This window comes from Dechloromonas sp. CZR5 (genome assembly GCF_008711155.1).
GTDB lineage: Bacteria > Pseudomonadota > Gammaproteobacteria > Burkholderiales > Rhodocyclaceae > Azonexus.
Genome location: NZ_VUYQ01000003.1, coordinates 376,551 through 403,493 on the forward strand (window position 1 = coordinate 376,551; position 26,943 = coordinate 403,493).

A 26,943-nucleotide genomic window follows, 5' to 3' on the forward strand; every position below is an offset into this window, starting at 1 on the left:
TAACAAGCCCGTCCGGCAGAGCGCATTCGCAGATGCTAAAATAGAAGCCGTAATATTCAGGATTCATTGGTTGTGCGCCGTATTTTCGCCTTAGCACTCGCTGCTTTCTTCTCGCTGACCGCATTCGCGTCGGAAGGCGACGATCAGGCTTCGTTCGTCGACGCCTCGGTTCCGCACGCCGGTGTGACGATCACCCCTATCCCGATGCCGGCGGCGGTCACCGAAGTGCTGCCGCCGATCAACCCGGCAGCCAAGCTGCGGGCAGCGAAAAAAGCCAAGCAGGCGGCCAAGGAAGCCCTGCCTGCCACCCTGCTCAGCCGCACCGAACGCCACCAGATGGCGCTGATGGTCGCCAGACACAAAAACAGCGAAGCACCGGTACACAGCGCCGGCGATGAGGACGAAGGCCAGTCGCACGACGGCGATCATGTGCTGCAACAGTTCTACAGCCGTCCCAGGGTAATCAAGGACGACAAGCAGGACGACCCGGAAGCCGACCTGCTGGCGATTTCCGACACCGCCCGCATTCGCCTGATGATGGCCCGCCTCAAGGCCGTCGAGGCCCATATGCTGGCACAAGTGGCCGACGATGGTGAAGCCTTGCCGCAGCGCGTCACCGACCGCCTGAAGGAAGCCCGTGCCAAGGCACTGGAAGTTCACCGCGCCAGGTTCTCCTGAGCAACCTGCCGCATAGGGGCCGGCAGCGTCGGCACACCAGGCCCGAAAACCGTTTTTCCATTGACCGTTTCGACGCACCGCAAATTCCATGCAAAAAATCCTGATCATCGTCCATGCCCCTCCTTACGGCAGCGAGCGCTGCCTCTCCGCCCTGCGCCTGGCAACGGCACTGGCCGGCCGCGACGACAAACCGGAAGTACGCATCTTCCTGATGTCCGACGCCACGGTGCTCGGCCTGCCGAACCAGATCGACGGTGCCGGCAACGGCCTGCAGGGCATGGTCGAGCAGCTTGTCGCCCAGGGCGTCGACATCCGCCTGTGCCGCACCTGCGCACTGGCCCGCGGACTGGGTGAACTGCCGCTGATCCCCGGCACCGCCATCGGCACGCTGGTCGAACTGGCCGAAGCGACCGTTCTGGCCGACAAGGTCGTCACCTTCTGACACCCTTCCCGGGCAACCGCTGCCGGTTGCCCGCCGCCATGCGCCGCCAGCCCTGCTTGCACCGGCCTCGTGCGAGGTGTAAAACGGCTGTGTGAGTAATCGTTACTTTCGCCGCCTACGGTAGCGAAAGCCTCGTCACCCCAGCCCTCTCCGGAAAACGACGAAAAAAAGCGCGCCGGCAGACCATGACTCCGTCCAACCTCCAGTTGTGGAAGCGTTTCTGGGCACTGGCCACGCCTTACTGGCGACACGAGGAAAAATGGCGGGCCTGGGGGCTGATTATGCTGCTCGTTGTCCTGTTGCTCGGCCAAACCCGGTTTGCCGTGCTGTTCAACGAGCAAACGGGCGAATTCACCTCGGCGCTGGCCGCCCAGGATGAAGAACGCTTCTGGAATTCGATCAAGCTTTGCCTCGGCCTGCTGGCCTTCGCCATCCCGGTTTACGCCTTCTATTTCTTCGTCCGCGACACGCTGGGTATCTACTGGCGACGCTGGCTGACCGGGCGCTTCCTCGACAGCTATTTCCGCAACCGGCATTTTTACGAACTGAATGCCAACGCCGCGATCGACAACCCCGACCAGCGGATGACCGAGGACATCGCCACCTTTACCCAGCGCTCGCTGTATTTCCTGCTCATCATCATCAGCTCCTGCCTGCAGCTGGTCGCTTTCAGTGCCGTGCTGTGGTCGATTTCGCACGAACTGGTCTATTTCCTCGTTTTCTACGCCACAGCCGGCACGTTGATCGTCGTTTTCGTCTTCGGCCAACGGCTGATGAGCCTCAACTTCAACCAGTTGCGGCGCGAGGCGGATTTTCGCTTCAGCCTCGTTCGCGTCCGCGAAAACGCCGAGTCGATTGCTTTCTACCGAGGTGAGGCGCTGGAACTCGGGCAAGTCAAACGCCGCTTCGGCGCTGCCTTCAACAACTTCAAACGCCTGGTCCGTACCCAGTTCTGGCTCAACCTGTTCCAGCAGGGTTATTTTCTGTTCACCCTGATCATCCCCAGCGCCATCATTGCCGACAACGTCCTCTCCGGCGAAATGGAGGTCGGCCGGGCCGTACAGGCTGCCGGCGCCTTCGCCGCCGTGCTCGGGGCCATCTCGATGATCATCGAGAACTTCGAAGGCCTGAGCCGCTTCGCCGCCGGCATCGACCGCCTCGACATGCTCGCCAAATGCCTGCCGCCCGACCCGGTCGATGAACACCCCACCGGCAACACCATCCAGGCGCAGGAAGCCGCGCATCTCGACATCGACGATCTGACGCTGATGACGCCCGATGCCGAACGTGTCCTGATCCGGAATCTGTCGCTCACCGTCAAACCGGGTGAAAGCCTGCTCATCGTCGGCGAGAGCGGCAGTGGCAAAAGCTCGCTGCTGCGCGCTGTCGCCGGACTGTGGTACGCCGGCACCGGCACCATCCGGCGCCCAGCACCGGAGGACATGCTGTTTCTGCCGCAACAGCCCTACATGGTGCTCGGTAGCCTGCGCAGCCAGCTGCTTTATCCGAACCCGAACCTCCCGGTCTCCGACGATGACCTGCTCGCCGCGCTGGAGCGGGTCAGCCTGCCCAATCTAGCCCACCGCGTCGGCGGTCTCGATGCCGAACGCGACTGGCCCAAGCTGCTTTCCGTCGGCGAACAGCAGCGCCTCGCCTTCGCCCGCCTCCTGCTGACCAGACCGCGCTTCGCCATCCTCGACGAAGCGACCAGCGCCCTCGACATTGCCAACGAGACGAACCTCTACACGCAGTTGCTCGGCACGCAGACCACGGTCATCAGCGTCGGCCACCGCACGACCATTCTCAAGTTCCACACCCAGGTGCTCGAACTCGACGGTTGCAGCGCCTGGCGAACCGTACCGGCCGCCGATTACCGTTTCAATCATTAGCGGGGTGTCGGCGGGGTAAAATCCGTCCTTTCGCATTCGCCCCAACCACCATGTCCTTCTCGCAACTCGGCCTTTCCGCGCCCCTCCTCCAGGCCCTCGACACCCTCGGCTACAAGGACCCGACCCCCGTCCAGACCCAGGCAATTCCCGCTGTACTGGCCGGACGCGACCTGATGGCGGCCGCGCAGACCGGTACAGGCAAGACCGCCGGCTTTGCCCTGCCCCTGCTGCAACGCCTGAGCGAAAGCGAAGACACCCTCGCCAGCAACAGCATCCGTGCCCTGGTCCTGGTGCCGACACGCGAACTGGCCGAACAGGTCATGAGCAGTTTCCGTCAGTACGGCGAACACCTCGCCGTCAGCTGCTATGCAGCCTACGGCGGCGTGAGCCTCAACCCGCAGATGATGCGCCTGCGGCGCGGTGTCGACATCCTGGTCGCCACCCCCGGCCGACTGATCGACCTGTTCACCAAAAACGCCGTCAAGCTGCGCCAGGTGCAGACACTGATCCTCGACGAAGCCGATCGCATGCTCGACCTCGGTTTCGCCAACGACCTCGACATCGTTTTCCAGGCACTGCCCAAGAAGCGCCAGACCCTGCTCTTCTCGGCCACCTTCTCCGACGAAATCCGCAGCATGGCCAAGGCCCGCCTGCGCGACCCGCTCTCCATCGAGGTAACCCCGCGCAACACCGCCGCCAAGACAGTCAAGCAATGGGTCGTGCCGTGCGACAAGAAGCGCAAGACCGACCTCTTCCTGTTCATGCGCGAGGACCGCAGCTGGGGACAGGTGCTGGTTTTCGTGAAGACCAAGCGCGGCTGTGACGAACTGGTCGGCCGGCTGCAAGCCAAGAAAATTTCCGCCGACACGATCCACGGCGACCGCCCGCAGGCATCGCGCCTCAAGGCGCTGGAAGCGTTCAAGGCGGGTGAAGTGGAAATCCTTGTCGCCACCGACGTCGCGGCACGCGGCCTCGACATCGACGACCTGCCGCAGGTGGTCAATTACGACCTGCCCATCGTCGCCGAAGACTATATCCACCGTATCGGCCGTACCGGCCGGGCCGGCGCCAGCGGTGAAGCGATCTCGCTCGTCTGCGCCGACGAGGCGCCACTGCTCGGGGCCATCGAAACCCTGCTCAAGACCAGCCTGAGCCGCGATGAGGAACCGGGTTTCGAACCGACCCACCGTGTTCCCGCGACAGGCCCCGCCGCCGCACCGCCGAAACCGAAAAAACCCAAAGTGGCCGGTGGGCGCTCCGGCAAGGGTGCCCCGAGCAACTGGGTCGGCTTCGACGATTTCCCGGACAAACCCGGCCGCCGCCCCGGCCCGCACCCGACCGGCGGTCCGCGCAAGGGGCCGGCCAAGCCGCGCGGACGATAACCGGCCGGCTCGCTCCCTTGATCTCCGCCCGCCAGATCGCTTTTCTTGCCGCTAAACTGCGAGGTCCGGTGACTGACTTCCCAGCACCGTCATTCGCCCTCGTTGGCGCATCAGACAGGATCAGCACGTGAGCATCCTTTCTTCCGCCGTCAAATTTCTCGCTCTGCCTTTAGCCGCAACGAATTACCGCAAGAACCTGCGGCGTACCCTCGTGGCGCTGGGTATCGACGGCATTCTTGCCGTCGGGCTTCTGGTCGGCGCCATGCTGCTCACCGTCCTGCCCAGCCTGCCGTCGTTCGATGTCGTGACCGACTACCGCCCGAAGATTCCCCTGCGGATTTACACGGACGATGGTGCACTGCTCGGAGAATTCGGCGACGAACACCGGGACTTCACGCCGATCAAGGACATCCCCCCGGTCTTGAAGGATGCGCTGCTGGCCATCGAAGACTCGCGCTTCTACGACCACAGCGGCGTCGATTACCGGGGCGTTCTGCGGGCGCTGGTCGCCGACCTGACCGGCGGTTTCCGCCAGGGAGCTTCGACGATCACCATGCAGGTGGCGCGCACTTTCTTCCTCTCGCAGGAAAAGACCATCAAGCGCAAACTGACCGAGGTGGTTCTCGCCTATCGCATTGAATCGGCCCTGAGCAAGGACCAGATCCTAGAGCTGTACATGAACCAGATCTACCTCGGCCAGCGCACGCACGGCTTCGCCAGCGCGGCACGCACCTATTTCCAGAAGCGCCTGCCTGACCTGACTCTTGCCGAAGCCGCCATGCTCGCCGGCATTCCGCAAAACCCCGCCAAGCGCAATCCGGCCGTCAATCCCCTGCGTGCCAAGGCCCGCCAGCAACTGGTCCTGAAGCGCATGTTGCAGCTGGGCATGATTACGCAGGCGCAATTCACCGAAGCCGTCGGCCAGCCGCTGAAGATCAGCAACACGCTCCGTTTCGAGGCCCATGCCGACCATGTTGCCGAGATGGTGCGCCAGCGGGTTTATGCGCAATACAAGGGCGACACCTACACCCAGGGCTTCAATGTCTATACGACCCTCAACAAGGCCGAACAGAACGCCGCCTACGATTCGCTCCGGCGCAACGTGCTGGCCTACGACCAGCGCCACGGTTACCGGGGGCCGGAAGGTTTTGTCGACCTGCCGGACAACGCTGACGACCGCGACGAGGCCATTGACCGAATCCTGGCCAAGCACCCCAGCAGCGACAACCTGATCTCCGCCGTCGTCACCGAGGTCTCCGCCAAGCGCGTGCTGGCCGAGCCCGCCTCCGGTGACACGATCGAGATCAAGGGCGACGGTCTGCGTTTCGCAGCGCGCTCACTGCAACCGAACGCCAAGATGGATATCCGGATCAGGGTCGGGTCGGTCATCCGTGTCAGCCAGGACAGCAAGGGCCGCTGGGCCATCGGCCAGATGCCGGAAGTCGATGCCGCATTCGTCGCCCTGAACGCCGAGGACGGCTCTTACCGTGCCCTGGTCGGCGGCTTCGATTTTTCCCGCAACCAGTTCAACCACGTTACCAACGCCTGGCGCCAGCCGGGATCGAGCATCAAGCCCTTCGTCTATTCGGCTGCGCTGGAAAAAGGCTACTCGCCGGCCACCCTGCTCAACGATGCACCGCTCTCGCTGCCCGGTGGCGAAGGCGGCCAGACCTGGGAGCCGCGCAACGACGACGGCTTCGACGGCCCGATGAGCCTGCGCCAGGCCCTCGCCCGCTCGAAGAACGTCATCGCCGTCCGCCTGCTGCAGGCCATCTCGCCGCAATATGCCCGCGACTACCTGCAGCGTTTCGGTTTCGATGCCGCCAAGCACCCGGCCAACCTGACGCTGACCCTGGGTAGCGGCTCGGTCACCCCGCTGCAGATGGCCGGCGCCTATGCGGCATTCGCCAATGGTGGCTTCCCGGTTGCCCCGCAGCTGATCCGTAAAATCACCGATGCCCGCGGCAACGTGCTGTGGGAAGCCCCCCCGCCGCCACCGCGCGACGATACACAACGCGTGATCGACGAACGCAATGCCTTCATCATGGACAGCATGCTGCGCGAGGTGACCCGCAGCGGCACCGGCGCGCAGGCCAGCCAACGCCTGGGACGCAGCGACCTGGCCGGAAAGACCGGCACCACGAGCGATGCGTTCGACGGCTGGTTTGCCGGCTACAGCGGCAACGTCGTGGCTGTCGCGTGGATGGGACACGACCAGCCCAAATCGCTCGGCAACCGCGAATTCGGCGCCACGCTGGCCTTGCCGATCTGGATCGACTACATGCGCCAGGCACTCGCCGGCAAACCGCCCACCGAGCGAAAGGCGCCTCCGGGCGTCTCCTTGGTCGATGGCGACTGGGTCTACGATGAGTTCAAGGGTGATGACGGCGTAAAGGCCCTGGACGTGGAGGAGTCGCCGCTCAAATCCATCTTCGACACTTTGCGGAAGGCGTTTGGCAGCTAAAACAGTAAAAGCAAACGTTTGGGAAGTTCTGAATCAGGCCAGAAGAAGCGTTTTATCCTTGCCATCCGTCAGATATGTAATAAAAATTCCAATCAACGGAAATAAAATGATGGGATGAAGCTAAAAACCTTGCTCTGCACCGCCTTGATAACGCCATCCTTTGCGTTTGCTGCGCGCCCCTTCGTGACGGATGATGCCCGTCTCACCACCGGTGGTAGCTGTCAGCTAGAGAGCTGGATGCGGGTCTATCCCGGAAACACCGAACTGTGGGCGCTCCCGGCATGCAACCCGACGGGGAACCTTGAGTTCACGTTTGGCGGAGGGCAAGCAAAGTCGCAAGGAGAGCAAGCGACCAACGATTATCTTTTTCAGGCAAAGACCTTGTTTCGTCCATTGGAAACGAATGGCTGGGGATGGGGTTTGGCGGTCGGAACGATTCGGCACCCGGAAATCAATCCCGGGCCGAACATGTTCGGCAATACCTATGCTTACATCCCGCTATCAATTTCACTGTATGACGACAAAATCATCGTCCATGCGAACCTGGGATGGCTGAAAGACAAGGAATCCGGCCTCCACAGTGCGTCATGGGGCATTGGCGGGGAGTTCAAATTGCGCCCCAAACTGCTGGGTATTGCGGAGACGTATGGTGACAACCGCGGCATGTCTTACGGGCAAGTCGGTGTCAGATACTCAGTGGTACCTGACATCTTTCAGGTTGATGCAACCGTTGGTCAGCAGCTCTCTGGCGAGGGGAACAGTCGCTGGGTGTCCTTTGGCATTCGCTATACCCCGGACCGGTTGTTCTGAAGGTATGGCTGCTACCGCGACCAGCTTGCCACTTTGGCGGAACGTCAGTCGCGCGACCTGATATGGGTCAAGCCCTTCGGCAAAGACACACGGACCGTCACCAACGCTCCGATTACAAATGGCGTGCAAGTTGCCGCAGGAAATCTACAAATCACTGACTTGGGGATGGCAACGGATGGCTTCAGAAATGGCCATTCAGTCGTAAGATTGGCGTACTCGACAACGCCCCAAAAAACGCATGGAAACTCATATCACCGACATCGCGCACGTCATCCAACTCTCGGTTGCGCCGGTGTTCCTCCTTACAGCGATCTCGACCCTGATCGGCGCCATGAACACCCGGCTCAGCCGCACCATCGACCGCCGCCGGGTGATCACGGAGGCATGCACCGGCAAGGAAATAACTTCGGAATACGCCGATGAGCTTCTGTTGCTGGCGAGGCGCCGTCACCTTATTTACCTGGCCATCCTGTTCGCCGTCGTCGCGGCGCTGCTGGTGTGTTTTGTCGTCGCCGGCGCCTTTCTCGGGGCCTTGATGGCGAACGATCTCACACGCCTGGTCGCGGCATTTTTCATCCTGGCAATGGGTTCGATGATTGCAGCGCTTACGCTGTTTTTGCGGGAGATTTATCTCGCAGTCAGTGCCGGTTCCCGATAATGCCCTGATCTTGAAAAGGAATAGCGGCCAGCGGTCGAATTCGCAGATCAAAGCCGACCATTCTTCATTCGTCAGCTTCCCATCAACGAAAAAGCCCGACCAATCAGGCCGGGCTTTGTTTTTCCGGTTTTCCTGAACTCAAACCATCATCAACACCGATTTCTGCTCCAGGTAGGCATCGAGTGCCGCCCGCCCCATCTCCTTGCCGAAGCCGGACTGCTTGTAGCCGCCGAACGGCAGGGCCGGGTCGAGCATGTTGTGGCAATTGACCCAGACGGTACCCGACTTGATCTTGGGGATCAGGCGATGGACGCGCGACAGGTCGTTCGACCAGATGGAAGCCCCGAGCCCGAACGGCGTGTCATTTGCCCAGGCGGCGACCTGCTCGAGATCGTCGTAGGGCATGGCGACGACGACCGGGCCGAAGATTTCCTCCTGCACGACACGGGCCTTCTGGTCCACCTTGGCAAGCACGGTCGGCTTGACGAAGTAACCCTTGTCGCCGGCACGTCCGCCACCCGCGACCACCTCAGCCCCCTGCTGGCGACCGATGTCGATGTATCCGCAGACGCGGTCGAGTTGCTCGCGCGACACCAGCGGGCCGAGCTGTACGCTCGGGTCCATGCCGTGGCCGATGGTCAGGGCGTTGGCGTGGTCGGCCAGATCGGCGACGACGCGGTCGTAGTTCTTCTTGTGCACGTAGAGGCGAGAGCCAGCGCAGCACACCTGCCCCTGGTTGAAGTAGATGGCCTGCGCGGCGCCCCCCGCGGCGACAGCCGGATCGCAATCCTCCAGCACGATGACCGGCGACTTGCCGCCGAGCTCCAGCGTAATGCGCGTCATGTTGTCCATTGCCGCCTTGCCAATCAGCTTGCCGACTTCAGTCGAACCGGTGAAGGTCAGCTTGTTGACGCCCGGATGACGGGTCAGCGGTGCGCCGACCGACGGGCCGTCGCCGGTCACCACATTGACCACACCTTCCGGGAAGCCAGCTTGGAGGACCAGTTCGGCCAGATAGAGCGCGCTCAGCGGGGTCTGCTCGGCCGGCTTGAGTACCACGGTGCAGCCGGTTGCCAGGGCCGGTGCCAGCTTCCACGAAGCCAGCAGCAGTGGGAAATTCCAGGCGACGATGGCACCGACGACACCGACCGGCTCCTTGCGGGTGTAGCCGACGAATTCGTTCTGCGGCGCAAAGGGGATGGACACATCGAGCGTACTGCCTTCGATCTTGGTCGACCAGCCGGCCATGTAGCGGAAGTAGCTGGCAGACAGCGCAACATCGACCGCTTCGGCGATAGCCACCGACTTGCCGTTGTCGAGCGATTCGATTTCGGCCAGCGTACGGGCATTGGCTTCGATCAGGTCAGCCAGGCGCAACAGCAGGCGCTGGCGCTGGTCGGGACGCATCTTGGCCCAACCGGGGGCCTCAAAGGCCTGGCGGGCGGCCTGGACGGCACGATCCACGTCGGCTTCGGTGGCGGCCGGCACGGTGGCAAGCAGGCTTTCGTCGGCCGGGTTGAGAACCTCCAGTGTCTGGCCGTTGCTGCTGGCGACCCACTGGCCGCCAATCAGCATGCGATGGTTGTGGCGCGCCATGAATTCGGTCGTCGCTGCGGTGAGAACAGGTTGTTGCGGTGCGTTCATGCTTTGTCTCCTCTGTGGTCTTGGTTTGGTTCGATCAGGCCGCCAATGCGGCAAAAAAGTGATGCGGACGCCCGCCGGAACGCCATCAAATGACGATCCGGCGCGGCAATCGGAAAAAACTACTCGCGCACGACCATACCCACTGCCGAGAAAAGCAGTTCGCCCTTGGCCTGAGGGACGATGGCGGTGACCGCGAGCCGGTCGGGGCGAACAATGGTCTCGAAATGCTGACCACCATCCTTGCTGAGCAGCGTGGTACCGGCCAGGCCGACCACGCGTACCACTCCGTCGGCGCGTTGGGCGATGCCAGTCAGGGATTGCTGCGTGCTGCTGACCAGGTGTTTCCAGTGCTCGCCGCGGTCGGTGCTGCGGTAGAGATGGCCGCGCATGCCGCCGAGCAGCAGGCTGCCGTCTGCCAGTTCGGCCCCCGTCCAGAACGAGCCCTTGTTATCGGTCTGGATCGCCTGCCAGCTCAGGCCGGCATCGCTTGAACGCAGCACGGTACCGGCTTCGGCAGCGACCAGCAGCAAGCCATCGCGGCCCGCCACAATGGACAGCAGGTGGCGCTCCCCGGCCTCGCCGTCGACCAATTGACGTTCGCTCCAGGTCTTGCCGCCGTCACGGGTTTCCAGCGCCAGACCGAATTGCCCCACCGCCAGCCCGCGCTCGGCATTGGCGAACCAGATGCCCATCAGCACCTGGTCCTGGCCGCGCATTTCGCGCAGCACCTTCCAGGTCTTGCCGCCATCGACGGTGGCGATGACCGTGCCGTCGTGGCCGGCCGCCCAGCCGCGCTGGGCGTCGAGAAAGAAGACCGAGGTCAGCGGCGCGCGCGTGGGCACGTCGCCTTGAACGAAACGTTCACCGTCGTCGGTATAGATCACGAAGCCATAGTCGCCAACCGCCACCGTCCGGTCGCCGGCCTTGGTCGCCGCGTAGATCGGCGCCTTGGTCGGCACCGCCAAATGCGGGGCGGCACGGAAGTAGTCGGGAGCCGCCTTGCCCTCCCCTGGCGCGGCGGCCAGTTTCAATGACAGCAGCGCCAACAACGCCAGACCGGTCGCCAGGGCAAGGGTTTGAAGTTTGAATGTCATGTCGCTTTCTCCATCAGTGGCCGATGGCCGGTGCCTTGACCGGGCCGCGACGCGGGAACAGTGAATCGAGCTTGACCGCGAAAGCCGGCAGCACGGTGATCGCCATCAGCATGTTCACCATGAACATGAAGGTGAGCAGGATGCCCATGTCGGCCTGGAACTTGAGCTCCGAGAAGGCCCAGGTGGCGACACCGACGGACAGCGTAATGGCGGTAAAGATGGTGGCCACGCCAACCTCGCGCAGCGCCCCTTCGAGCGCCACCTTCATCGTCTCGCCATGCGAGAGATGGATCAGCAGCCGGTTGTAGATGTAGAAGGCGTAGTCGACGCCGATGCCGGTGGCCAGCACCATCACCGGGAGCGTGGCGACGGTCAGGCCGATGTCGAGCTCCTTCATGAACCAGTAGCCGAGGAAGGTAGCCAGCGTCAGCGGTACGCAGCAGGCCAGCATGGCACGCCAGTCGCGGTAGGCGAACAGCACGAGGACGACGATGGCGCCATACACATAGAGCATCATCGGCAATTCGCGTGCCTCGACTTCCTCGTTGGTCGCCGCCAGCACGCCGACATTGCCGGAAGCCAGACGAACCGAGATGCCGAGCGGATTGCCGTCGTAGCGTTCGCGGAAGGTTTTGACGGCTTCGATGGCCGGTTCGATGCTGGTCGCCTTGTGGTCGGCCAGATAAACGTTGGCGGCCATCATGGTGCACGCCCGGTTGAACAGGCCGCCGGCCTCCGGCAGGTAACCGACGGCCACCTGCAGCGCCTTGCTGTCACGGGGCAGCGCAATCATCTTCGGGTTGCCCTCGTTCAGGCCGGCATTGGCGAACTTGGCCAGCGCCGACAGCGACTGCACCGACAGCACGCCCGGCACCTGCGACATGTGCAGCGTGAATTGCTCGATGTAGTTGAGCACGTCGTAGTTGTTGCACGAGTCGTTGGGCGTCTCGAATACCACCGTCAGCACGTCCATGCCGAGATCGAAGCGTTTGACGATGTTCTCGATGTCCTGGTTGTAGCGGGCATCCGGGCGCAGTTCCGGCGCTCCGGGCTGCAGCGCGCCGATGTGGCGGCCATGGCTCTGCCAGACGGCGATGCCGAGCAGCACGGCAGCGACGGCCAGCACCAGGCGGGCATGGTTGATGTCGGCGATGAAACCGAGGCGCTGGATGATCTCCCCGCGCCTGGCCTGGATGGCCTCCAGATGCAGCGCATACTTGCGCGAGAAGCGGAAGTACGATGCGGCAAGCGGCAGCATGATCAGGTTGGTGACGATCTTGTAGCCGACGCCGATCGAGGCGGTGATGCCCAGTTCACGGATCATCGGGATCGGGATCAGCACCAGTGTGATGAAGCCGACGAATGCGGTGACCAGCGCCAGCGTGCCGGGAATGAACAGGCTGGAAAAGCTCTCGCGAGCAGCATCGATGGAGTCGGCACCGCCGGCCACCGCCTTGGAAATGGCGTTGATCTGCTGGACGCCGTGCGAGACGCCGATGGCGAAGACCAAGAAAGGTACCAGGATGGCCAGCGGATCCAGCCCGTAGCCGAGCAGCGTCAGCGTGCCGAACTGCCAGACCACGGATACCATCGAACAGAAGATCGGCAGCGCCGTCAGCATCAGCGAGCGACAGTACCAATAGACGGCCAGCGCGGTGAGCAGCGTGGCCAACGCGAAGAATACGGCGACACCCTTGGCGCCGTCGGCGATGTCGCCGATCTGCTTGGCGAAACCGACGATCTCGATCTCGTGGGTCGACGTTTCGTACTTGGCACGGATGTCCTGCTCCAGCTTGCCAGCCAGGGAGAGATAGTCGAGCTGTTCGTGCGTGCTCGGGTCTTCCTCGAGCAGGTCGGCGAGAATCATCGCGGCGCTGCCATCATTGGCAACCAGGCTGCCGGTATAGCCGCCGCGCGCCGCGCGGTCGCGGATCTGGGTGATCTTGGCAGCATCCAGGGCATCCGGCGTCACCGTGCCGCCGATCACATCCTCTGCCTGGAAACCCTCTTCCGTCAGCTCATAGACGCGGGTATTCGGCGTCCACAGCGATTGCACCGAACGACGATCAACGCCGGGCAAGTAGAGAACGGCTTCTGTCACCTCGTGCAGTTTTTTCAGTGACTCGGGGGTCCAGATATTGCCGTCGCGGGCACGGACGACAACCATCACCCGGTTGGAACCGAACAACTGGGTGCGGTACTTGAAAAAGGTGTCGGTGTATTCGTGACCAACCGGGAGTTGCTTGTCGAAACCGGCCGACATATGCAGCCGGGATGCCAGCAGGCCCATCACGGCGGTCAACGCCAGCAGGACTGCCAGCGTGACCAGCCGGTAGCGGAAGAAGAAGTCTTCCAGGCGTTTGACGAAACGGACAATGCTCACCATGGGGATTGAACCTCGTAATTTTTATCGTCCTCCTTGCGGAGGTCGGGCGGCCCCATGTGCGAGACAGACTGGGCCGCCCTGTGAAACGGATCAGAAGGTGTAGGAAACCGTCATCGATGCGATATCGCGGTCACGCATCAGGTTCAGGTTGCCGCCTCCAAAGAAGCTGCTGTAGCCCAGGCCGACCTTCCACTGATTGTGGTAGTCGAAGTTCAGGCCGACCGCCAGCGCCTTGCGCCCTTCCACGAACGGGATGGTGTTCGGGCTGGTGCCCTTCACGTCGTGATAGAAATCGACGATAGGCGTCGCCGTCCAACCCGAATTGAAGACGTTGGCGTAGGTCAGACTGACTTCCATGACGTAACCCCAAGAGGTCTTGGTCGGCAGCTCGTAGTTGTTCAGCAGGTACGGAACTTCGCCGTTCAATTTGAGGCCCGGGTAATGCGCCACAGCCACTTCGGCCAGGAAGGCACCGTCGGCAGCCCCCAGCGCGCGTGTCAGTTCCGGCGGCAGCCAGGTGAAGGCCGTGACGTGCCCTTGGTACTTCTTCTCGTTCACGTAGCCGTTGGCCACGGTGTTGCTCGGCACGCTAAATACGCTGTAGCGGCCAGACAATGGTACCGTAGGGTCGATGGCCACGCTGTCGCGCGGACGATAGGACAACTCTGCACCGAAGGCCCAGTCGCCGACCTTGGTGTTGGCCGAGAAGCCGAACAATTCCTTGTTCTCGCCATACTGTTCGACGACTGTGACGCCGCCAAACACGTTATTGATAGCAGGATTCAGCTTGAAGCCGACGAACGGCAGCTTATCGTGGTAGCGAATGTAATACGCAGCGAACTCGGTATCGGCCCCCGGTGGCTTGTAGCGGAGGTTGAAGCCGTACTGGCCATTGTTGGAAGGTTTGGTCTGCTCGACCGGGATGAAGCCGCCCGCGGTGCTGATACCATCGAGCGACCGGCCGCGCGTCGGGTCGAAGTCGCCAATCCCGCCGTAGCTGGATGGAATGAACGCCCCCCGCTTGCCCCCCTTGCCAATGAAATCGGCGGTCGACCAATAGGTACCCGCCGGATCGAGCTTGAAGCTGTTCCAAGCAAACTGATAGTACATCTCGGTGGAGAAACCGGCCCCCAGAGCCATGTTCAGCGAGGCCATCGGCGCCGGGATGAGGATTTCCTTGACCTGAGTGCCCGGGATGTGGGCCTTGCGCAGATCGAAGGCGTGAATGGTGTTGATGCCGCCGAAGATGAAGATGTCCTCGCCCCAGTTGATGACCTGGTTACCGAGCTTGAACTTGGCCGAGTTGTCGCTGACCTTGAAGTCCTTGGACACCCAAAGATCGAGTAGCGAGACATTTTGCGTCATCGCCTTCTTGGCCTCTTCGTCGAGCGGCGTACGGGCCGTATTGGCGGCTGCGAAGTCGGTGGACCACGTCACCCGGCCGAGCGCCGCCCAGTTGCCGCGCTCGCCGAGCGCCAGTTCGTGCGTCCCCTTAAGCACGGCGGCGACGATGTCACCCCTCTTGTAGTTCAGGTTGCCATCATCGATGTTGGTGTAGTTGAAGTCGGGATTCGACGTGGCGCCCTGCCCCGGGCCGTTGACGAGTTCGCCAAGGCGGCCGCTGGTCGGCACCGAACCGCCATTATTGTTGCCGACCATGGAATTGTTCGGCGACTGCATACGGCGCTGGACACCGAGCGAGATGGTCGAATCCAGCGAGCCGCTGATGCCATTGTCGAGGTCGAACTTGAATGCCTGCGCCTGTCCGGCCACCCCAAGACCGAGGGTGGCGATGACCAGAGCCGGTGTGCTGCGCTTGAAGCTTGTATGTCTATGCATGATTTACCCCTCCGTACGCTTCAGGTCAGCGGTCGCCGGCGCGGCGCAGTTCGTCGGACTCGAAGCGCTTGGCATCGATGCGCCCCTCCTGTCCGGCCAACCAGTCGGTATGCTTGGCTTCCTGGGTCGAGTTCTCGGCCATGTAGCGGTTGACCGTCAGGTCCCAGGACATGAATTCCTGGCTGACGCAGGCGCCAAGTTCGACGGCCGGGTACAGCGAAGCTTCCATGACACGCCACAGCTTCCCCTGAGCGTCGTACTGGTCGGCGGCAAGAATCATCCAGGTGTCTTCGTCGAGATAGAAGGTACGCTTGGAGAACATGTGGCGCATGCCCTGCTTGACCGTCGCCTCCACCTTCCAGACGCGGTGCACTTCATAGCGCATCAGGTCCCGCTTCGGATACATGCCCTCATACACTTCCTTGGCCGGACGCTTGGCGACGAACTTGAAGCTGTTGTACGGCACGATCATTTCCTGCTTGCCGACCAGTTTCCAGTCGTAGCGGTCGAGGGCACCGGAGAACATCGGGTACTGGTCGGCGGTTTCGAGGTTTTCGTAGCCGGGGATCGGGTTGTCGTACTCGAAGGCCGGCAGGCGGCGCACGCGGCGCTGGCCGGGGAAGTACATCCAGGCATCGTTCGACTTGCCAAGGAAGTAATGTGCCAGGATGATCTCGCCGGTCCGCGAAGCGGGGGCCGTCGCCAGATTGAGCAGCTTCATCTGCACACCGCCCACCTCGTCGATGGACTTGGCCTTGGGCGAAGCAAACGGCGTGATCACGACTTGGTCCTGGGCCAGGCCGTAGAAGCTGCCGTCCGGATTGATGAAGTTGGTCTGGTAAAACTCGAAGCGACCCTCACCCTGCCAGCGCAGGCGGTGGTTCCAGACCGCCTCGGCACCGTTCTTCGGCACGGCGAACGGGAAACCGCCACCGACCGCCTGCGCCAGATTGTCCTTGCCATCCGAGGTCAGTTTGGCGGTAGTGGCGTTGATTTTGGTCTGGCCGTACACGGAATCCGGGTAGCCGCAGCTACGGTGCGTCGGATAGACATCCATCCGATAACCTTTGCGCGTCTTGATCAGCTCGATCTGGCCAGCAGAGAGCTTGTCCTTGTATTTATCGACGTTGCTGGCGTCGATCGAATACAAAGGCTTGTCGGCGGCAAACGGGTCGACGCGGGCGTCGCCCAGCTTGTGCTTGCCTTTGGGCAGGCCGCCTTCCCATTTTGGAATACTACCGTCCTTGTTACCGGCGCGTTCGGCACCGACCGGGGTCAAATCCTTGCCAAGCTGGGCGGCTTCCTGTTCGCCGACTGCAGCGAGCGCCGGACCGGACAGGCCAATGAGGCCTGTGACGATCAGCGCCAGCGGCTTGGCTCTATGGTTGGTGTGCATGATTGTGGTCCTCCTGTCGAAAGATGAATGTCCCTGGTTCGAGTGTTACTCGATTGATATGCCCTGCGCTTTCAGCTCGCTGATGATCGCGGCCCGCCTTCCGGGCACATCGGCCAAGCGGTTGGCGCGCAGTTGTCGTACTTCTTGTTCGGTGTAGGGAAGCGTGCCGATGGGAACTTCCGCCGCGCTGAATTGCTGCAGCATCCAGTTCATCATCACCGCCACCTCGGCGTCGGTCATGCTGGTCTGCGAAGTGCCCGGCACCTGGATCAGGAAGTCACGGCCGTACTTCGCCTTCGGGAAATGTCCGATCGAGCCGCGCATATCGGGAATGCCAACCCCCGGATTACCAGCTCCGTCCGGGCCATGGCAACCGGAGCAATGCAGCATGTAATTGACCTTGGGCGAACCGCCGGCAGCCATCACCGGGCTGGCCAGCAGCGCGGCCGCCATGGCAACGATCGATCGTTTCATGATCAACCTCCTGCGGGCAGGCGCCCGCGAATCTTGTGGGTTTCGTTGGGACTGCCGCCGGCCTGGCGGGCTGCTGCCAGTTGCTCCGGCGTCAGCCAGGCCAGATCGGCCACCTTCTCGTAGCTACCGAGGACATGGCGCAACACGGCCGCCAGTTCGGCATCGGACAAGGTGGCAGCGAAAGACGGCATGTTGCCGGTGTAGCGAACGCCGTCGACCGTGATGCTGCCCACCATGCCAGTCAAGGCGACATGCAACAGGTAGCGCCGCCCCTCCTCGTTCACCGCATGGCGGCCGATGTTGCCGACCAACGGCGGCGCGATGCCGGGCGCGCCGACTGCACCCGGCTGGTGGCAGGCCTGGCAATGGGCAACAAAGAGCGCAGCCCCGTCGGCCGGCACCTGCGCCAGTGTTGCGCTACAGGCGGCCAGCAGACCCAGGAATACGAATACCCGACGCACCATGTTCAGCTCTTGCCGTCGCCAACGCCAACGATGGCAGCCACCGTGCAGTTGTACATATTGCTGCTGTTGGCCATGCACCAGTTGATGTCGTTGTGGACACCCATGCGGTAGCCCGGACGCTCGCGCTCGTTGCGGTTGCACCCGCAATGACCGCAGGCGGTGGCGCCACAGCAGTCGTTGTAGCTGATCAGGTAGTCCTTGCCGTCGGCTGGATTGCGGCAGGTACCGACCCAGGTGACCTTGGAAATCTCGGTGCCCGGCGGGCAGCTCGAAATCGTGCCGCCGCAGCAGGTGCAGAGGAAGCCGTCGAGCGCACAGTAACGCCAGTAGTCGCAGGTTGTGTCGTCGTTGGCCTTGCTCGGTGCGGCGGCATGGGCGCCCTGCCCGATCCGGTCGAAAGGTAGCACCGGCAGCACGAAGGCCGTGCCGACGAAGATCTTGCCGAGCTTGGCCAGCGCGCTGCGCCGCGATGAAGACTGGGCGACGCGCCGGGTCTTGTGCTCAAAAAAGTCATCGAACCATTTCATTTTTAGTTTCTCCTTGCTGGGGCACGCCTCAGGCGCGTTGATCGATGTATTCCTGGATCGAGGCCACACCGGCCTCCTTGGCGGCGAACAGGCTTTCCAGCTGTTCGCGGGAATTGACCAGGCCTTTGCCGCGGATCGCACCGTCCTCGCCGATCAATACGGCATACGGCAGCTTGGCGATGCGATAAGTCATGCCGAGGTCGGTGGAGAGCGCATACGGGAAATCCTGCAGCTCGGCCTTCTTGTAAAACTCGGCATGCGCCGGCAGTTCGCCGTCGCTGGCCAGGGCTACATCAAGCCACCCCGACTCGTCCTGACGGATCGACTTGAGAACCGGCAGCAGCTTCTTGCACACCGGGCATGTCGGCGAAAGGAAGAAGAGCAGCTGGCTACGCCCCCGGTTGCCACCCACCTGCATCTTGCCGCCGCCGATACTGTCGAGGTTGAAAGTCGGTGCGACTTCGCCGACCTTCGGCCCCTGGTCCATCATCAGGGCGCCCATCGGGGCGATACGTTCGTAAAGGATGCCGATCTGGCGTGCCAGGGCGAGGACGACCACGACCAGGGCAAGCAGGACGACCCACAGCATGGCGTTGGAGATGAGGATTGCATCGTTCATGTTGAATTCCTTTTTTGTTACCGACGGACGGCCAGCACCCGGGGGGCGTTGGTCATCAATTGATTGGCGATGGTGTAGAGGCCGAGCATGCCGAGGACGACGCCGACTGTTGTGAGGTAGTCGGCCCACATCAGCGGGCGGCTGGCGCCTTCCCGGGCGGCCAGCAGAGCAATGCCCATGAGTACGACATTGCGGGCGACCAGCGACCAGGCCAGCGGCTGACTGGAAAGCCCGCCACAACCGCAGTCGATGGCGGTGTGGCCGCGCAGCAGGTTAATGACGACGGCAGACGTGACGGTCGCCAGCAGGGCCAGCGAGAACCACGCTCCGGCAGAGGCGGTATCATTGAGCAGGAGCAGCAGGCCGGCTGCCGCTTCGGTCAAGGCGACCAGCCAGGCCACCGGCGTCACCATCGAATCGGGCAACAGACGGTAGTTGTCGACCGCCGCCGCGAAGACGACCATGTCACGCAGCTTCTGCCAACTACCGATGAGCAGCAGCACGGAGAGCATGGCCCCCAGGCTGCGCGTCACCACCGGATCGCCGAGAAAAACCAGGATGGCTTCCATCACTGGGCCTCCAGCAGAGTCGGCGTAAAGCCGAAGCCGCCCCGCATGCCGGCCAGTTTCAGCTTGCGCCCCCCATCATAGGCGGCGATCTGCGCCTTGTCGGTATCGTAGGCGAAGAGACGTGGCTCAGCGCCCTGGCTAACGGCGAGGCCGGTGCTATGCACGATCCTGTTACGCGCCACCAGCCGCTGGGCCTTGAAGTCGTAGGTCCAGACTTCGTGGGACGCATTCTTGTGGCTGCCTTCGAAGCCCTTTGGATGCATGCCGACATACAAGGTGCCACTGTCGCGATGCAGGGCCACCGGCTGGTAGCCGCCCGGGCGCCAGCCGCCCTTGGCCTCCTTGGTGCTGAGCAGCGGCCACGGCTTGCCGGCCTGGGCGACTTCGCCGGAGAGATCGACCGTCACCAGATTGCCCCTGAAGGAAACGAAGTGATAGCGATCATCTTCCTGCGCCGCAGTGACAAACAGAGCATCCTCGTCGGGATCGAAGAACTTGGCACTCTTCTGCTTGCCGATCGGATTGCCGTCGCCATCTAGGGCGATGGTCAGCATGGTGCCGTCACCGCACAGCGTCGACACTCGCGTTGCGGTATGCGACGGATAGACGTTGTAGCAACCCGGTATGGCAATATCGGCGACCATCTTTCGGGTCTTCAGGTCAACGATGCCGATAGACGTTGCCGGCGTGGCATTCTGGATGAACAGGAAGCGACCGTCGCCAGAAGTCCGCATCGTTCCCCGATACGGTAGCGCCTGGGCGTGACGGGCTGGATACGGAATCTCCGCCTTCAATTTCAGCGTCGTGGCGTCATAGACCACAATTTCTTCGCTGCGCTCACCGCGATTGCCCTTGGTGAAATAGGTGGTGACGGCATAGATCTCTGATCGGTCTGGAGAAACCGTCGTCTGGCCGAAGGTTCCGGTATGGACCATGCCTTCGACCTTGAGGTTCCGCCCGTCGATGATGGTCATCTTGCCGTCGAGCAACGAGGGAATGTTCACATCCGTGAAGTACAAACGGTACGGATGCGGAGCCGGCATCTTCGCGACCGTGATCTGGTCGAGCGGCAGTTCAGCGTGAGCCGTCAGGCTGCCCCCCAGGGCGGCGACGACGGTAAGTAATGCAATTCTCTTGGGTATCACCAGCGACCTCCTTTTTTCTATTTGAATCGGGAGCGGAACAAAAAACTGTCCCGTTCGATGGCTCAAATTGTGTTGGCGGAGAACTGGAAAGCGGTATCCGAAATCGGAACCGAAACCGTTCAAAACCCCGGTTTGATATCCATTTTCGGAAAAGACGATAGAAAACCTGAAAAAACACGACTTAAATCAAAGCGGCGATGATCATCTCGCGCTTACTCGCGGCAATTTCCTGAAGAGCTGAGGTCGTTTGCCCGTCACAGCGACTGGCATCGGTTTTGCATAAAGAGACATGGACTTTGAGTGTGTTCCACAAGCGATCGATAAAATAAATTATCCAATTGTTTTTAAATGATTTTTAAACAACCGAACGAACCGGAAATGTGTGCATCAACCCATAAAAATGCCCCGATGTGGTGCATATCGAGCAATCCACAGTCTCGACCCGAAAACAAGCCGTAGCCGAAATTGGAAAAATCCGGATGTCACCAATCAAAACCTATTTCCCAATGCGAAATTCTGAACTATCCTGAACCGCATAGAGGCCGCTCCAATCAGTCATGACGACGTTGGCCCAGCCATTCATACCAGGTGTATCCATGCCCCTTTCAGCCTCGTCGACGACTTACTCGTTTTTCAATCGCACAACCCGTGATTCGGATGAGCACGCCGAATCATTGCTAGGCTGGGAACAAACCTACAACCAGCTGTCGCCGGGCAACTTTGAAGGGCGAGTCGTCGATATCCGGTTCAAGGGCCTGCAAATCTTTCGCGAGACAACCAATCGCTCAATAGCGCAGAGTGGTATCTCATGGGATGGCTGTTTCGTCGTCGGGATTCCGGTCACCATGAGGGGAGGCTGCCTGTTTTCCCGGCAAGTCCTGACCCGCGACTCGATGCTGACCTTCCATAGTGGCCAGGAATTCTCCCTGACCTCCCCCGAGGAATTCGACATCGTCGCCCTCGCCATCCGCAAGGAAGCACTGCTCGATACGATGTACCCAGAAGGCCAGGAAAGCCTGCCCAGCCTTTTTTCGAACACCCCGACCGTAATGGTTGCCGACCAGAATCGGCTCAGCGAGTTGCGTAACTGCCTGCTCGCCATCTTCGACCCGGCCAGCTTCGAGCCGTCGCTGCTCCGCTACCCGCAGGTACAGAGGGCGATGAGCTCGGCCATCATCGGCCATCTCACCGAAGTATTGCAGGCCTCCAACCGTGCCCCCTTGCCCACCCGCTCCTTTGCCGGACGCTTCCAGGTGGTCCGCGAGGCGACCGATTATGCGATGACCCATACATCCGAACCGATCACGGTCGCCGAGCTCTGCCAGAAGCTGAATATCAGCCGGCGCATGCTCAATTACTGCTTTCAGGACGCACTGGACATCAACCCTGTCCAGTACTTGCGCTCGCTGCGTCTTAATGGCGTCCGGCGTGCATTGCGCGACCCCGATGGCAGCGGCCAGCAGATCAGGGATATCGCCGCCAAGTGGGGGTTCTGGCACCTGCCGCGCTTTGCCGCCGAATACCGAGCCCTGTTCGGCGAACTACCCTCCGACACCTTGCGCCAGACGCACCAGTAAGCACACCACTGACAGCTCCCCATTTTCGTGCCTGTACGATGCCGGCCATCGGTATTGACTTATGGCATTCCAAAAAAAAGGGACAAAATGTCCCACCCAACAACAAAAAGGACAAAATGTCCCACCTCTTGGTGGAGTCATGGCAAGCCGATTTCCCATCGTTCAATGACTTACAAAAACTGGCCTGCTCCTTGCTGCTTGTTCCCATTGCGACACGGAGTCGCATAAGGAGGAAAAACCTAAATGAACATGAACAGGCGGCAGTTTTTCAAGGTCTGCTCCGCCGGGCTCAGTGGGTCGTCCATCGCATTGATGGGCTTCTCGCCGACAGCAGCCCAGGCGGAAGTACGCACCTTCAAGCTGGCCCGCGCCACCGAGACACGGAACATCTGTCCGTACTGCTCGGTGTCCTGCGGCGTACTCATCTATTCGACGGGGGACAAGTCCAAGAACACCCCGGCTGAGATCATCCACATCGAAGGCGACCCGGACAATCCGGTGAACCGTGGCACCCTGTGCCCGAAAGGCGCCGGTCTGCGCGACATGGTGCAGAGCGCCAATCGCCTGAAGTGGCCGGAAGTGCGCGAAGCCGGCAGCAACGAGTGGAAGAAGATTTCCTGGATGGAAGCCCTCGACCGCATCGCCAAGCATATGAAGGCGGACCGCGATGCCAATTTCATGGCCCAGAACAAGGATGGCGTGACCGTCAACCGCTGGACCAGCACCGCACTGCTCGCATCGTCGGCAGCCCCCAACGAGGCCGGTTACCTGACCGTAAAAATGGCCCGTGCGTTGGGCATGACCTCGATCGATACCCAGGCGCGCATTTGACACGCTCCCACGGTGGCCAGTCTGGCTCCGAGTTTTGGGCGTGGTTCGATGACCAACCACTGGGTGGACATCAAGAACGCTGACTTGATTTTCGTCATGGGCGGCAACCCCGCTGAAGCGCATCCCTGCGGCTTCAAGTGGGCAATTGAAGCCAAGAAAAACCGCAAGGCCAAGCTCGTGGTCGTCGACCCGCGCTTCAACCGCACCGCATCGGTGGCCGACTTCTATGCGCCGGTCCGTCCGGGTTCCGACATCGCCTTCCTCGGTGGCGTCATCAATTACCTGTTGACCAACGACAAGATCCATCACGATTACGTGAAGGCGTACACCAACGCGTCCTTCCTGATCAACGAAGGCTTTACCTTCGACGATGGCATCTTCGCCGGCTACAACGAGGAAAAACGCAGCTACGACAAGGCCACCTGGTCCTACCAGATGGGCGCCGACGGCTTCGTCAAGGTCGATGAAACGCTGCAGGATCCGCGTTGCGCCTTCCAGATGCTCAAGGCCCATTACGCCCGCTACACGCCGGACGTCGTGCAACAGGTCTGCGGCACGCCGAAGGAAGCCTTCCTGAAAGTCTGCGAGTACATCGCCGAAACGGCTGCGCCGAACAAGACGATGACCAACCTGTATGCGCTGGGCTGGACCGAGCACTCCGTCGGTTCCCAGAACATCCGCTGCATGGCGATCATCCAGCTGCTGCTCGGCAACATGGGCATGGCCGGTGGCGGCATCAACGCACTGCGCGGCCACGCCAACGTCCAGGGCATCACCGACTTCGCGCTGTACGCCCAGAATCTGCCGGGCTACCTGGCGGTGCCGACCGATGCCGAACCCGACCTGAAGACCTTCCTCGACAAGAAGACGCCGAAGCTCTTGCGTCCGGGCCAGATGAATTTCGGCCAGAACCTGTCGAAGTGGTACGTCAGCCTGCACAAGGCCTGGTGGGGCGATGCAGCCAACAAGGACAACGGCTTCGCCTACGACTTCATGCCCAAGCTGGGCGGTGCTTCCGACGTGCTGTCGATCTTCGACCAGATGTACCAGGGCAAGATCAACGGTTTCCTGTGCCAGGGCTTCAACCCCCTCGCCTCCGTCGCCAACAAGAAGAAGGTCGGCGACGCGCTGGCCAGGCTGAAGTACATGGTGGTGATGGATCCGCTGGCGACCGATACCTCCGAGTTCTGGAAGCCGCACGGCGAGTTCAACGACGTCAAGCCCGAGGAAATTAAGACCGAGGTGTTCCGCCTGCCGGCCACGCTGTTTGCCGAAACGACCGGCAGCTTCACCAACTCCGGCCGTGTCATCCAGTGGCGCTGGAAGGCTGCCGACGGTCCGGGTGACGCCAAGGACGATACCGAAATCCTGGCCAACCTGTTCCTGAAGCTGAAGGAGATGTATGCCAAGGATGGCGGCGCCTACTCGGAGCCGATCCAGAAGCTGACCTGGGCCTACCGCATCCCGACCAAGCCGTCTCCGGAAGAACTGATGATGGAGTTCAACGGCAAGGCGCTGGCCGACGTGCTCGACCCGAAGGATCCGACCAAGGTGCTGGTCAAGGCCGGCGAGCAGTTGCCGAGCTTCGCCATGCTGCGCGACGACGGTTCGACCACCTGTGGCAACTGGATCTACTGCGGAGTCTGGTCGCAGGCCGGCAACAACTCGGCCCGCCGCGACAACAGCGATCCGTCCGGCCTCGGCCAGACGCTGAACTGGGGCTTCGCCTGGCCGGTCAACCGCCGCATCCTGTACAACCGCGCCTCGGCCGACCTCTCCGGAAAGCCGTGGGATCCGAAGCGCACCGTACTCAAGTGGCTGGGCGACAAGTGGGGGGGCAACGACATCCCCGACATGCGTCCGGATGCCGCGCCCGACCAGAATGTCATGCCGTTCATCATGACCGGTGAAGGCGTCGGCCGCCTGTTCAGTCTCGGGCTGATGGCCGAAGGCCCCTTCCCCGAGCACTACGAGCCATTCGAAAGCCCGCTCGACACCAACCCGATGCACCCGAAGAACCCGAAAGCCCGCGCCAACCCCGCGGCCCGCGTGTACAAGGGCGACATGGAAGCGTTCGGCACGGCCAAGGACTTCCCGTACGTAGCGACCACCTACCGCCTGACCGAGCATTTCCACTACTGGACCAAGCAGAGCAAGATCAACGCGATCATGCAGCCGGAACAGTTCGTGGAAATCGGCGAGGAACTGGCCAAGGAAAAGGGTATCGCGGTCGGCGACAAGGTCAAGATCCGCTCCAACCGTGGCTTCATCAAGGGTGTGGCGGTAGTGACCAAGCGCATCAAGGCGCTCGATGTCGATGGCAAGAAGGTGCACACCATCGGCATTCCGATCCACTACGGTTTCAAGGGAGCGACGAAGCCCGGCTTCATCACCAACACCCTGACACCGTTCGTGGGCGACGCCAATACGCAGACGCCGGAGTACAAGGCGTTCCTGGTCAACATCGAGAAAGCGTAAGGGAGAGCTGATATGGCACTGCAATCGCTAGATATCAAACAGCGCTCCGCGACGACGACGCCCTCCACGCACGTGCGGGAGACCATCGAAATCGCCAAGCTCATCGACGTGTCCGCCTGCATCGGCTGCAAGGCCTGCCAGGTAGCGTGTTCGGAGTGGAACGACATTCGCGACGAAGTCGGCAACTGCCACGGGGTGTACGACAACCCGATGGACCTGTCGGCCAAGTCGTGGACGGTCATGCGCTACACCGAGGTCGAGCAGAACAACAAGCTCGAGTGGCTGATCCGCAAGGACGGCTGCATGCACTGCGCCGACCCCGGCTGCCTGAAGGCCTGCCCGGCCCCGGGCGCGATCATCCAGTACAGCAACGGCATCGTGGATTTCCATCAGGAAAACTGCATCGGCTGCGGCTACTGCGTGACCGGCTGTCCGTTCAATGTCCCCCGCATTTCGAAGGAAGACAGCAAGGCCTACAAGTGCTCGCTGTGCTCCGACCGTGTGGCCGTCAACCAGGCTCCGGCCTGCGCCAAGGCCTGCCCGACGGGAGCGATCCAGTTCGGTTCGAAGGAGGACATGAAGGACTACGCGGCCAAGCGCGTCACCGACCTCAAGGAACGTGGCTACGACCAGGCCGGCCTGTACGACCCGCAAGGGGTGGGCGGTACGCACGTCATGTACGTGCTGCACCACGCGGACAAGCCGAACCTGTATGCCGGCCTGCCGGAAAATCCGTCGATCAGCCCGCTCGTCTCCCTGTGGAAGGGCTTCGCCAAGCCGCTCGCCACGCTGGCCCTGGCCGGCGTTGCACTGGGCAGCCTGTTCCACTACGTCACCAAGGGTCCGAACGAGGTCTCGAAGGAGATCGAGGACGAGATCGAGGCTGAAGACAAGGAGGAAGCAAAATGATCCGCGATCCGAAAGACCTCAAGCGCTATGAGCCCAAGGAACGGGCCAATCACTGGGTGGTGGGCATCAGCTTCATCCTGCTCGCCCTCTCCGGACTGGCCTTCTTCCACCCGGCGTTCTTCCCGCTGACCCAGCTGTTCGGCGGCCCGACCTGGGCCCGCATCATCCACCCCTACCTCGGGGTGCTGATGGCGCTGTCCTTCCTCGGGCTGTTCATCCGCTTCAAGCATCTGAACAAGATGACCCCGGCGGACAAGGAATGGCTGGCCAAGGCGAAGAACATGGTGGACGGCAACGACCACGACATGCCGGAACAGGGCAAGTACAACGGCGGCCAGAAAGTCATGTTCTGGGCATTGGCCGTGTGCATGCTGCTGATGACGGTCTCCGGCCTGTTCATCTGGCGTGCCTGGTTCGGCTTCGACATCACCCTGGTTCGCCTCGGTGCCGTCGTGCATGCCGCTGCCGGCGCCGTCATGATCGCCCTGATCATGGTCCACGTCTATGCCGCCATCTGGGTCAAGGGCACCATCCGCGCCATGTGGTACGGCACGGTCACCCGCGCTTGGGCCAAGCAACATCACCGTGGCTGGTACCGCCAGGTCACCGGCAAATAAGCCACACCGGTCTCTCCCGCCCAGACGGGAGAGACCTTACCGTTTTACCTT

The 26,943-nt window shown here is 61.8% G+C and carries 22 protein-coding genes; 11 read left to right on the forward strand and 11 right to left on the reverse strand.

Annotated elements, in window-relative coordinates:
* The first annotated feature begins 72 nt into the window (after window positions 1-72).
* From F1002_RS10660 to F1002_RS10690, 7 genes are all read left to right on the forward strand, one after another.
* Window positions 73-678 (forward strand): hypothetical protein, encoded by a 606-nt coding sequence (locus tag F1002_RS10660; RefSeq protein ID WP_150429011.1) that lies wholly within the window; start codon window positions 73-75, stop codon window positions 676-678.
* An 88-nt stretch (window positions 679-766) separates the two neighbouring features.
* Window positions 767-1,120, forward strand: a complete 354-nt coding sequence (locus F1002_RS10665) for a DsrE/DsrF/TusD sulfur relay family protein (RefSeq protein WP_150429012.1) — start codon at window positions 767-769, stop codon at window positions 1,118-1,120.
* Between the two features lie 185 nt (window positions 1,121-1,305).
* Window positions 1,306-3,009: an ABC transporter ATP-binding protein/permease gene (locus tag F1002_RS10670; RefSeq protein WP_150429013.1), complete on the forward strand. Its 1,704-nt coding sequence runs from the start codon at window positions 1,306-1,308 to the stop codon at window positions 3,007-3,009.
* Between the two features lie 50 nt (window positions 3,010-3,059).
* Complete coding sequence (locus tag F1002_RS10675; RefSeq protein WP_150429014.1) at window positions 3,060-4,391, forward strand: DEAD/DEAH box helicase; 1,332 nt, start codon at window positions 3,060-3,062, stop codon at window positions 4,389-4,391.
* A gap of 127 nt (window positions 4,392-4,518) precedes the next feature.
* Window positions 4,519-6,855 carry a penicillin-binding protein 1A gene (locus F1002_RS10680; RefSeq protein WP_150429015.1) on the forward strand — a complete coding sequence of 779 codons (2,337 nt, stop codon included), beginning with the start codon at window positions 4,519-4,521 and terminating at the stop codon, window positions 6,853-6,855.
* 114 nt (window positions 6,856-6,969) lie between these two features.
* The gene (locus tag F1002_RS10685) at window positions 6,970-7,665 is read left to right on the forward strand and encodes a hypothetical protein (RefSeq protein ID WP_150429016.1); all 696 of its coding nucleotides are present in this window, start codon (window positions 6,970-6,972) and stop codon (window positions 7,663-7,665) included.
* A gap of 238 nt (window positions 7,666-7,903) precedes the next feature.
* Complete coding sequence (locus F1002_RS10690) at window positions 7,904-8,323, forward strand: DUF2721 domain-containing protein (RefSeq protein WP_150429017.1); 420 nt, start codon at window positions 7,904-7,906, stop codon at window positions 8,321-8,323.
* A 138-nt stretch (window positions 8,324-8,461) separates the two neighbouring features.
* Here F1002_RS10690 and F1002_RS10695 read toward each other — a convergent pair whose 3' ends face one another.
* The 11 genes from F1002_RS10695 to F1002_RS10745 form a co-directional block, all read right to left on the reverse strand.
* Window positions 8,462-9,967, reverse strand: coding sequence for an aldehyde dehydrogenase (locus tag F1002_RS10695; protein WP_150429018.1), 1,506 nt, complete (start codon window positions 9,965-9,967; stop codon window positions 8,462-8,464).
* 119 nt (window positions 9,968-10,086) lie between these two features.
* Complete coding sequence (locus F1002_RS10700) at window positions 10,087-11,061, reverse strand: YCF48-related protein (protein WP_150429019.1); 975 nt, start codon at window positions 11,059-11,061, stop codon at window positions 10,087-10,089.
* Window positions 11,062-11,074: 13 nt separating this feature from the next.
* Window positions 11,075-13,447 (reverse strand): RND family transporter, encoded by a 2,373-nt coding sequence (locus F1002_RS10705; RefSeq protein ID WP_150429020.1) that lies wholly within the window; start codon window positions 13,445-13,447, stop codon window positions 11,075-11,077.
* 90 nt (window positions 13,448-13,537) lie between these two features.
* Complete coding sequence (locus tag F1002_RS10710; RefSeq protein WP_150429021.1) at window positions 13,538-15,286, reverse strand: DUF1302 domain-containing protein; 1,749 nt, start codon at window positions 15,284-15,286, stop codon at window positions 13,538-13,540.
* Between the two features lie 25 nt (window positions 15,287-15,311).
* Window positions 15,312-16,682: a DUF1329 domain-containing protein gene (locus F1002_RS10715; protein WP_150429022.1), complete on the reverse strand. Its 1,371-nt coding sequence runs from the start codon at window positions 16,680-16,682 to the stop codon at window positions 15,312-15,314.
* Between the two features lie 45 nt (window positions 16,683-16,727).
* Window positions 16,728-17,156, reverse strand: coding sequence for a c-type cytochrome (locus F1002_RS10720; protein WP_046535744.1), 429 nt, complete (start codon window positions 17,154-17,156; stop codon window positions 16,728-16,730).
* 2 nt (window positions 17,157-17,158) lie between these two features.
* Complete coding sequence (locus F1002_RS10725; protein WP_150429023.1) at window positions 17,159-17,620, reverse strand: cytochrome c; 462 nt, start codon at window positions 17,618-17,620, stop codon at window positions 17,159-17,161.
* A 2-nt stretch (window positions 17,621-17,622) separates the two neighbouring features.
* Window positions 17,623-18,147 (reverse strand): methylamine dehydrogenase light chain, encoded by a 525-nt coding sequence (locus F1002_RS10730; RefSeq protein ID WP_046535743.1) that lies wholly within the window; start codon window positions 18,145-18,147, stop codon window positions 17,623-17,625.
* Window positions 18,148-18,175: 28 nt separating this feature from the next.
* A complete protein-coding gene (gene mauD / locus F1002_RS10735) occupies window positions 18,176-18,766 on the reverse strand; it encodes a methylamine dehydrogenase accessory protein MauD (protein WP_150429024.1) in 591 nt (196 codons plus the stop codon).
* A gap of 17 nt (window positions 18,767-18,783) precedes the next feature.
* Window positions 18,784-19,335: a MauE/DoxX family redox-associated membrane protein gene (locus tag F1002_RS10740; protein WP_150429025.1), complete on the reverse strand. Its 552-nt coding sequence runs from the start codon at window positions 19,333-19,335 to the stop codon at window positions 18,784-18,786.
* Window positions 19,335-20,480 carry an amine dehydrogenase large subunit gene (locus tag F1002_RS10745; protein ID WP_150429026.1) on the reverse strand — a complete coding sequence of 382 codons (1,146 nt, stop codon included), beginning with the start codon at window positions 20,478-20,480 and terminating at the stop codon, window positions 19,335-19,337. The genes F1002_RS10740 and F1002_RS10745 overlap by 1 nt, the downstream gene beginning before the upstream one ends.
* A gap of 596 nt (window positions 20,481-21,076) precedes the next feature.
* On the opposite strand from F1002_RS10745, the gene F1002_RS10750 reads away from it, so the two are divergent.
* The 4 genes from F1002_RS10750 (at window position 21,077) to F1002_RS10765 (ending at window position 26,892) form a co-directional block, all read left to right on the forward strand.
* The gene (locus F1002_RS10750) at window positions 21,077-22,057 is read left to right on the forward strand and encodes a helix-turn-helix domain-containing protein (RefSeq protein WP_191090368.1); all 981 of its coding nucleotides are present in this window, start codon (window positions 21,077-21,079) and stop codon (window positions 22,055-22,057) included.
* A 243-nt stretch (window positions 22,058-22,300) separates the two neighbouring features.
* Window positions 22,301-25,366: a formate dehydrogenase-N subunit alpha gene (gene fdnG, locus F1002_RS10755; RefSeq protein WP_150429028.1), complete on the forward strand. Its 3,066-nt coding sequence runs from the start codon at window positions 22,301-22,303 to the stop codon at window positions 25,364-25,366.
* A gap of 12 nt (window positions 25,367-25,378) precedes the next feature.
* Window positions 25,379-26,275, forward strand: a complete 897-nt coding sequence (fdxH, locus tag F1002_RS10760; protein ID WP_150429029.1) for a formate dehydrogenase subunit beta — start codon at window positions 25,379-25,381, stop codon at window positions 26,273-26,275.
* Entirely contained in the window at window positions 26,272-26,892 is a 621-nt protein-coding gene (locus tag F1002_RS10765; protein ID WP_150429030.1) for a formate dehydrogenase subunit gamma, read from the forward strand. The genes fdxH and F1002_RS10765 overlap by 4 nt, the downstream gene beginning before the upstream one ends.
* The last annotated feature ends 51 nt before the right edge of the window (window positions 26,893-26,943 follow it).

Excerpts from the sequence above, each read along its gene's own strand:
- F1002_RS10665 (WP_150429012.1), top strand. The coding sequence starts at position 767 with ATGCAAAAAATCCTGATCATCGTCCATGCCCCTCCTTACGGCAGCGAG.
- F1002_RS10670 (WP_150429013.1), top strand. The coding sequence starts at position 1,306 with ATGACTCCGTCCAACCTCCAGTTGTGGAAGCGTTTCTGGGCACTGGCC.
- F1002_RS10675 (WP_150429014.1), top strand. The coding sequence starts at position 3,060 with ATGTCCTTCTCGCAACTCGGCCTTTCCGCGCCCCTCCTCCAGGCCCTC.
- F1002_RS10685 (WP_150429016.1), top strand. The coding sequence starts at position 6,970 with ATGAAGCTAAAAACCTTGCTCTGCACCGCCTTGATAACGCCATCCTTT.
- F1002_RS10690 (WP_150429017.1), top strand. The coding sequence starts at position 7,904 with ATGGAAACTCATATCACCGACATCGCGCACGTCATCCAACTCTCGGTT.
- F1002_RS10695 (WP_150429018.1), bottom strand. The coding sequence starts at position 9,967 with ATGAACGCACCGCAACAACCTGTTCTCACCGCAGCGACGACCGAATTC.
- F1002_RS10700 (WP_150429019.1), bottom strand. The coding sequence starts at position 11,061 with ATGACATTCAAACTTCAAACCCTTGCCCTGGCGACCGGTCTGGCGTTG.
- F1002_RS10705 (WP_150429020.1), bottom strand. The coding sequence starts at position 13,447 with ATGGTGAGCATTGTCCGTTTCGTCAAACGCCTGGAAGACTTCTTCTTC.
- F1002_RS10710 (WP_150429021.1), bottom strand. The coding sequence starts at position 15,286 with ATGCATAGACATACAAGCTTCAAGCGCAGCACACCGGCTCTGGTCATC.
- F1002_RS10715 (WP_150429022.1), bottom strand. The coding sequence starts at position 16,682 with ATGCACACCAACCATAGAGCCAAGCCGCTGGCGCTGATCGTCACAGGC.
- F1002_RS10720 (WP_046535744.1), bottom strand. The coding sequence starts at position 17,156 with ATGAAACGATCGATCGTTGCCATGGCGGCCGCGCTGCTGGCCAGCCCG.
- F1002_RS10725 (WP_150429023.1), bottom strand. The coding sequence starts at position 17,620 with ATGGTGCGTCGGGTATTCGTATTCCTGGGTCTGCTGGCCGCCTGTAGC.
- F1002_RS10730 (WP_046535743.1), bottom strand. The coding sequence starts at position 18,147 with ATGAAATGGTTCGATGACTTTTTTGAGCACAAGACCCGGCGCGTCGCC.
- mauD (WP_150429024.1), bottom strand. The coding sequence starts at position 18,766 with ATGAACGATGCAATCCTCATCTCCAACGCCATGCTGTGGGTCGTCCTG.
- F1002_RS10740 (WP_150429025.1), bottom strand. The coding sequence starts at position 19,335 with ATGGAAGCCATCCTGGTTTTTCTCGGCGATCCGGTGGTGACGCGCAGC.
- F1002_RS10750 (WP_191090368.1), top strand. The coding sequence starts at position 21,077 with ATGCCCCTTTCAGCCTCGTCGACGACTTACTCGTTTTTCAATCGCACA.
- fdxH (WP_150429029.1), top strand. The coding sequence starts at position 25,379 with ATGGCACTGCAATCGCTAGATATCAAACAGCGCTCCGCGACGACGACG.
- F1002_RS10765 (WP_150429030.1), top strand. The coding sequence starts at position 26,272 with ATGATCCGCGATCCGAAAGACCTCAAGCGCTATGAGCCCAAGGAACGG.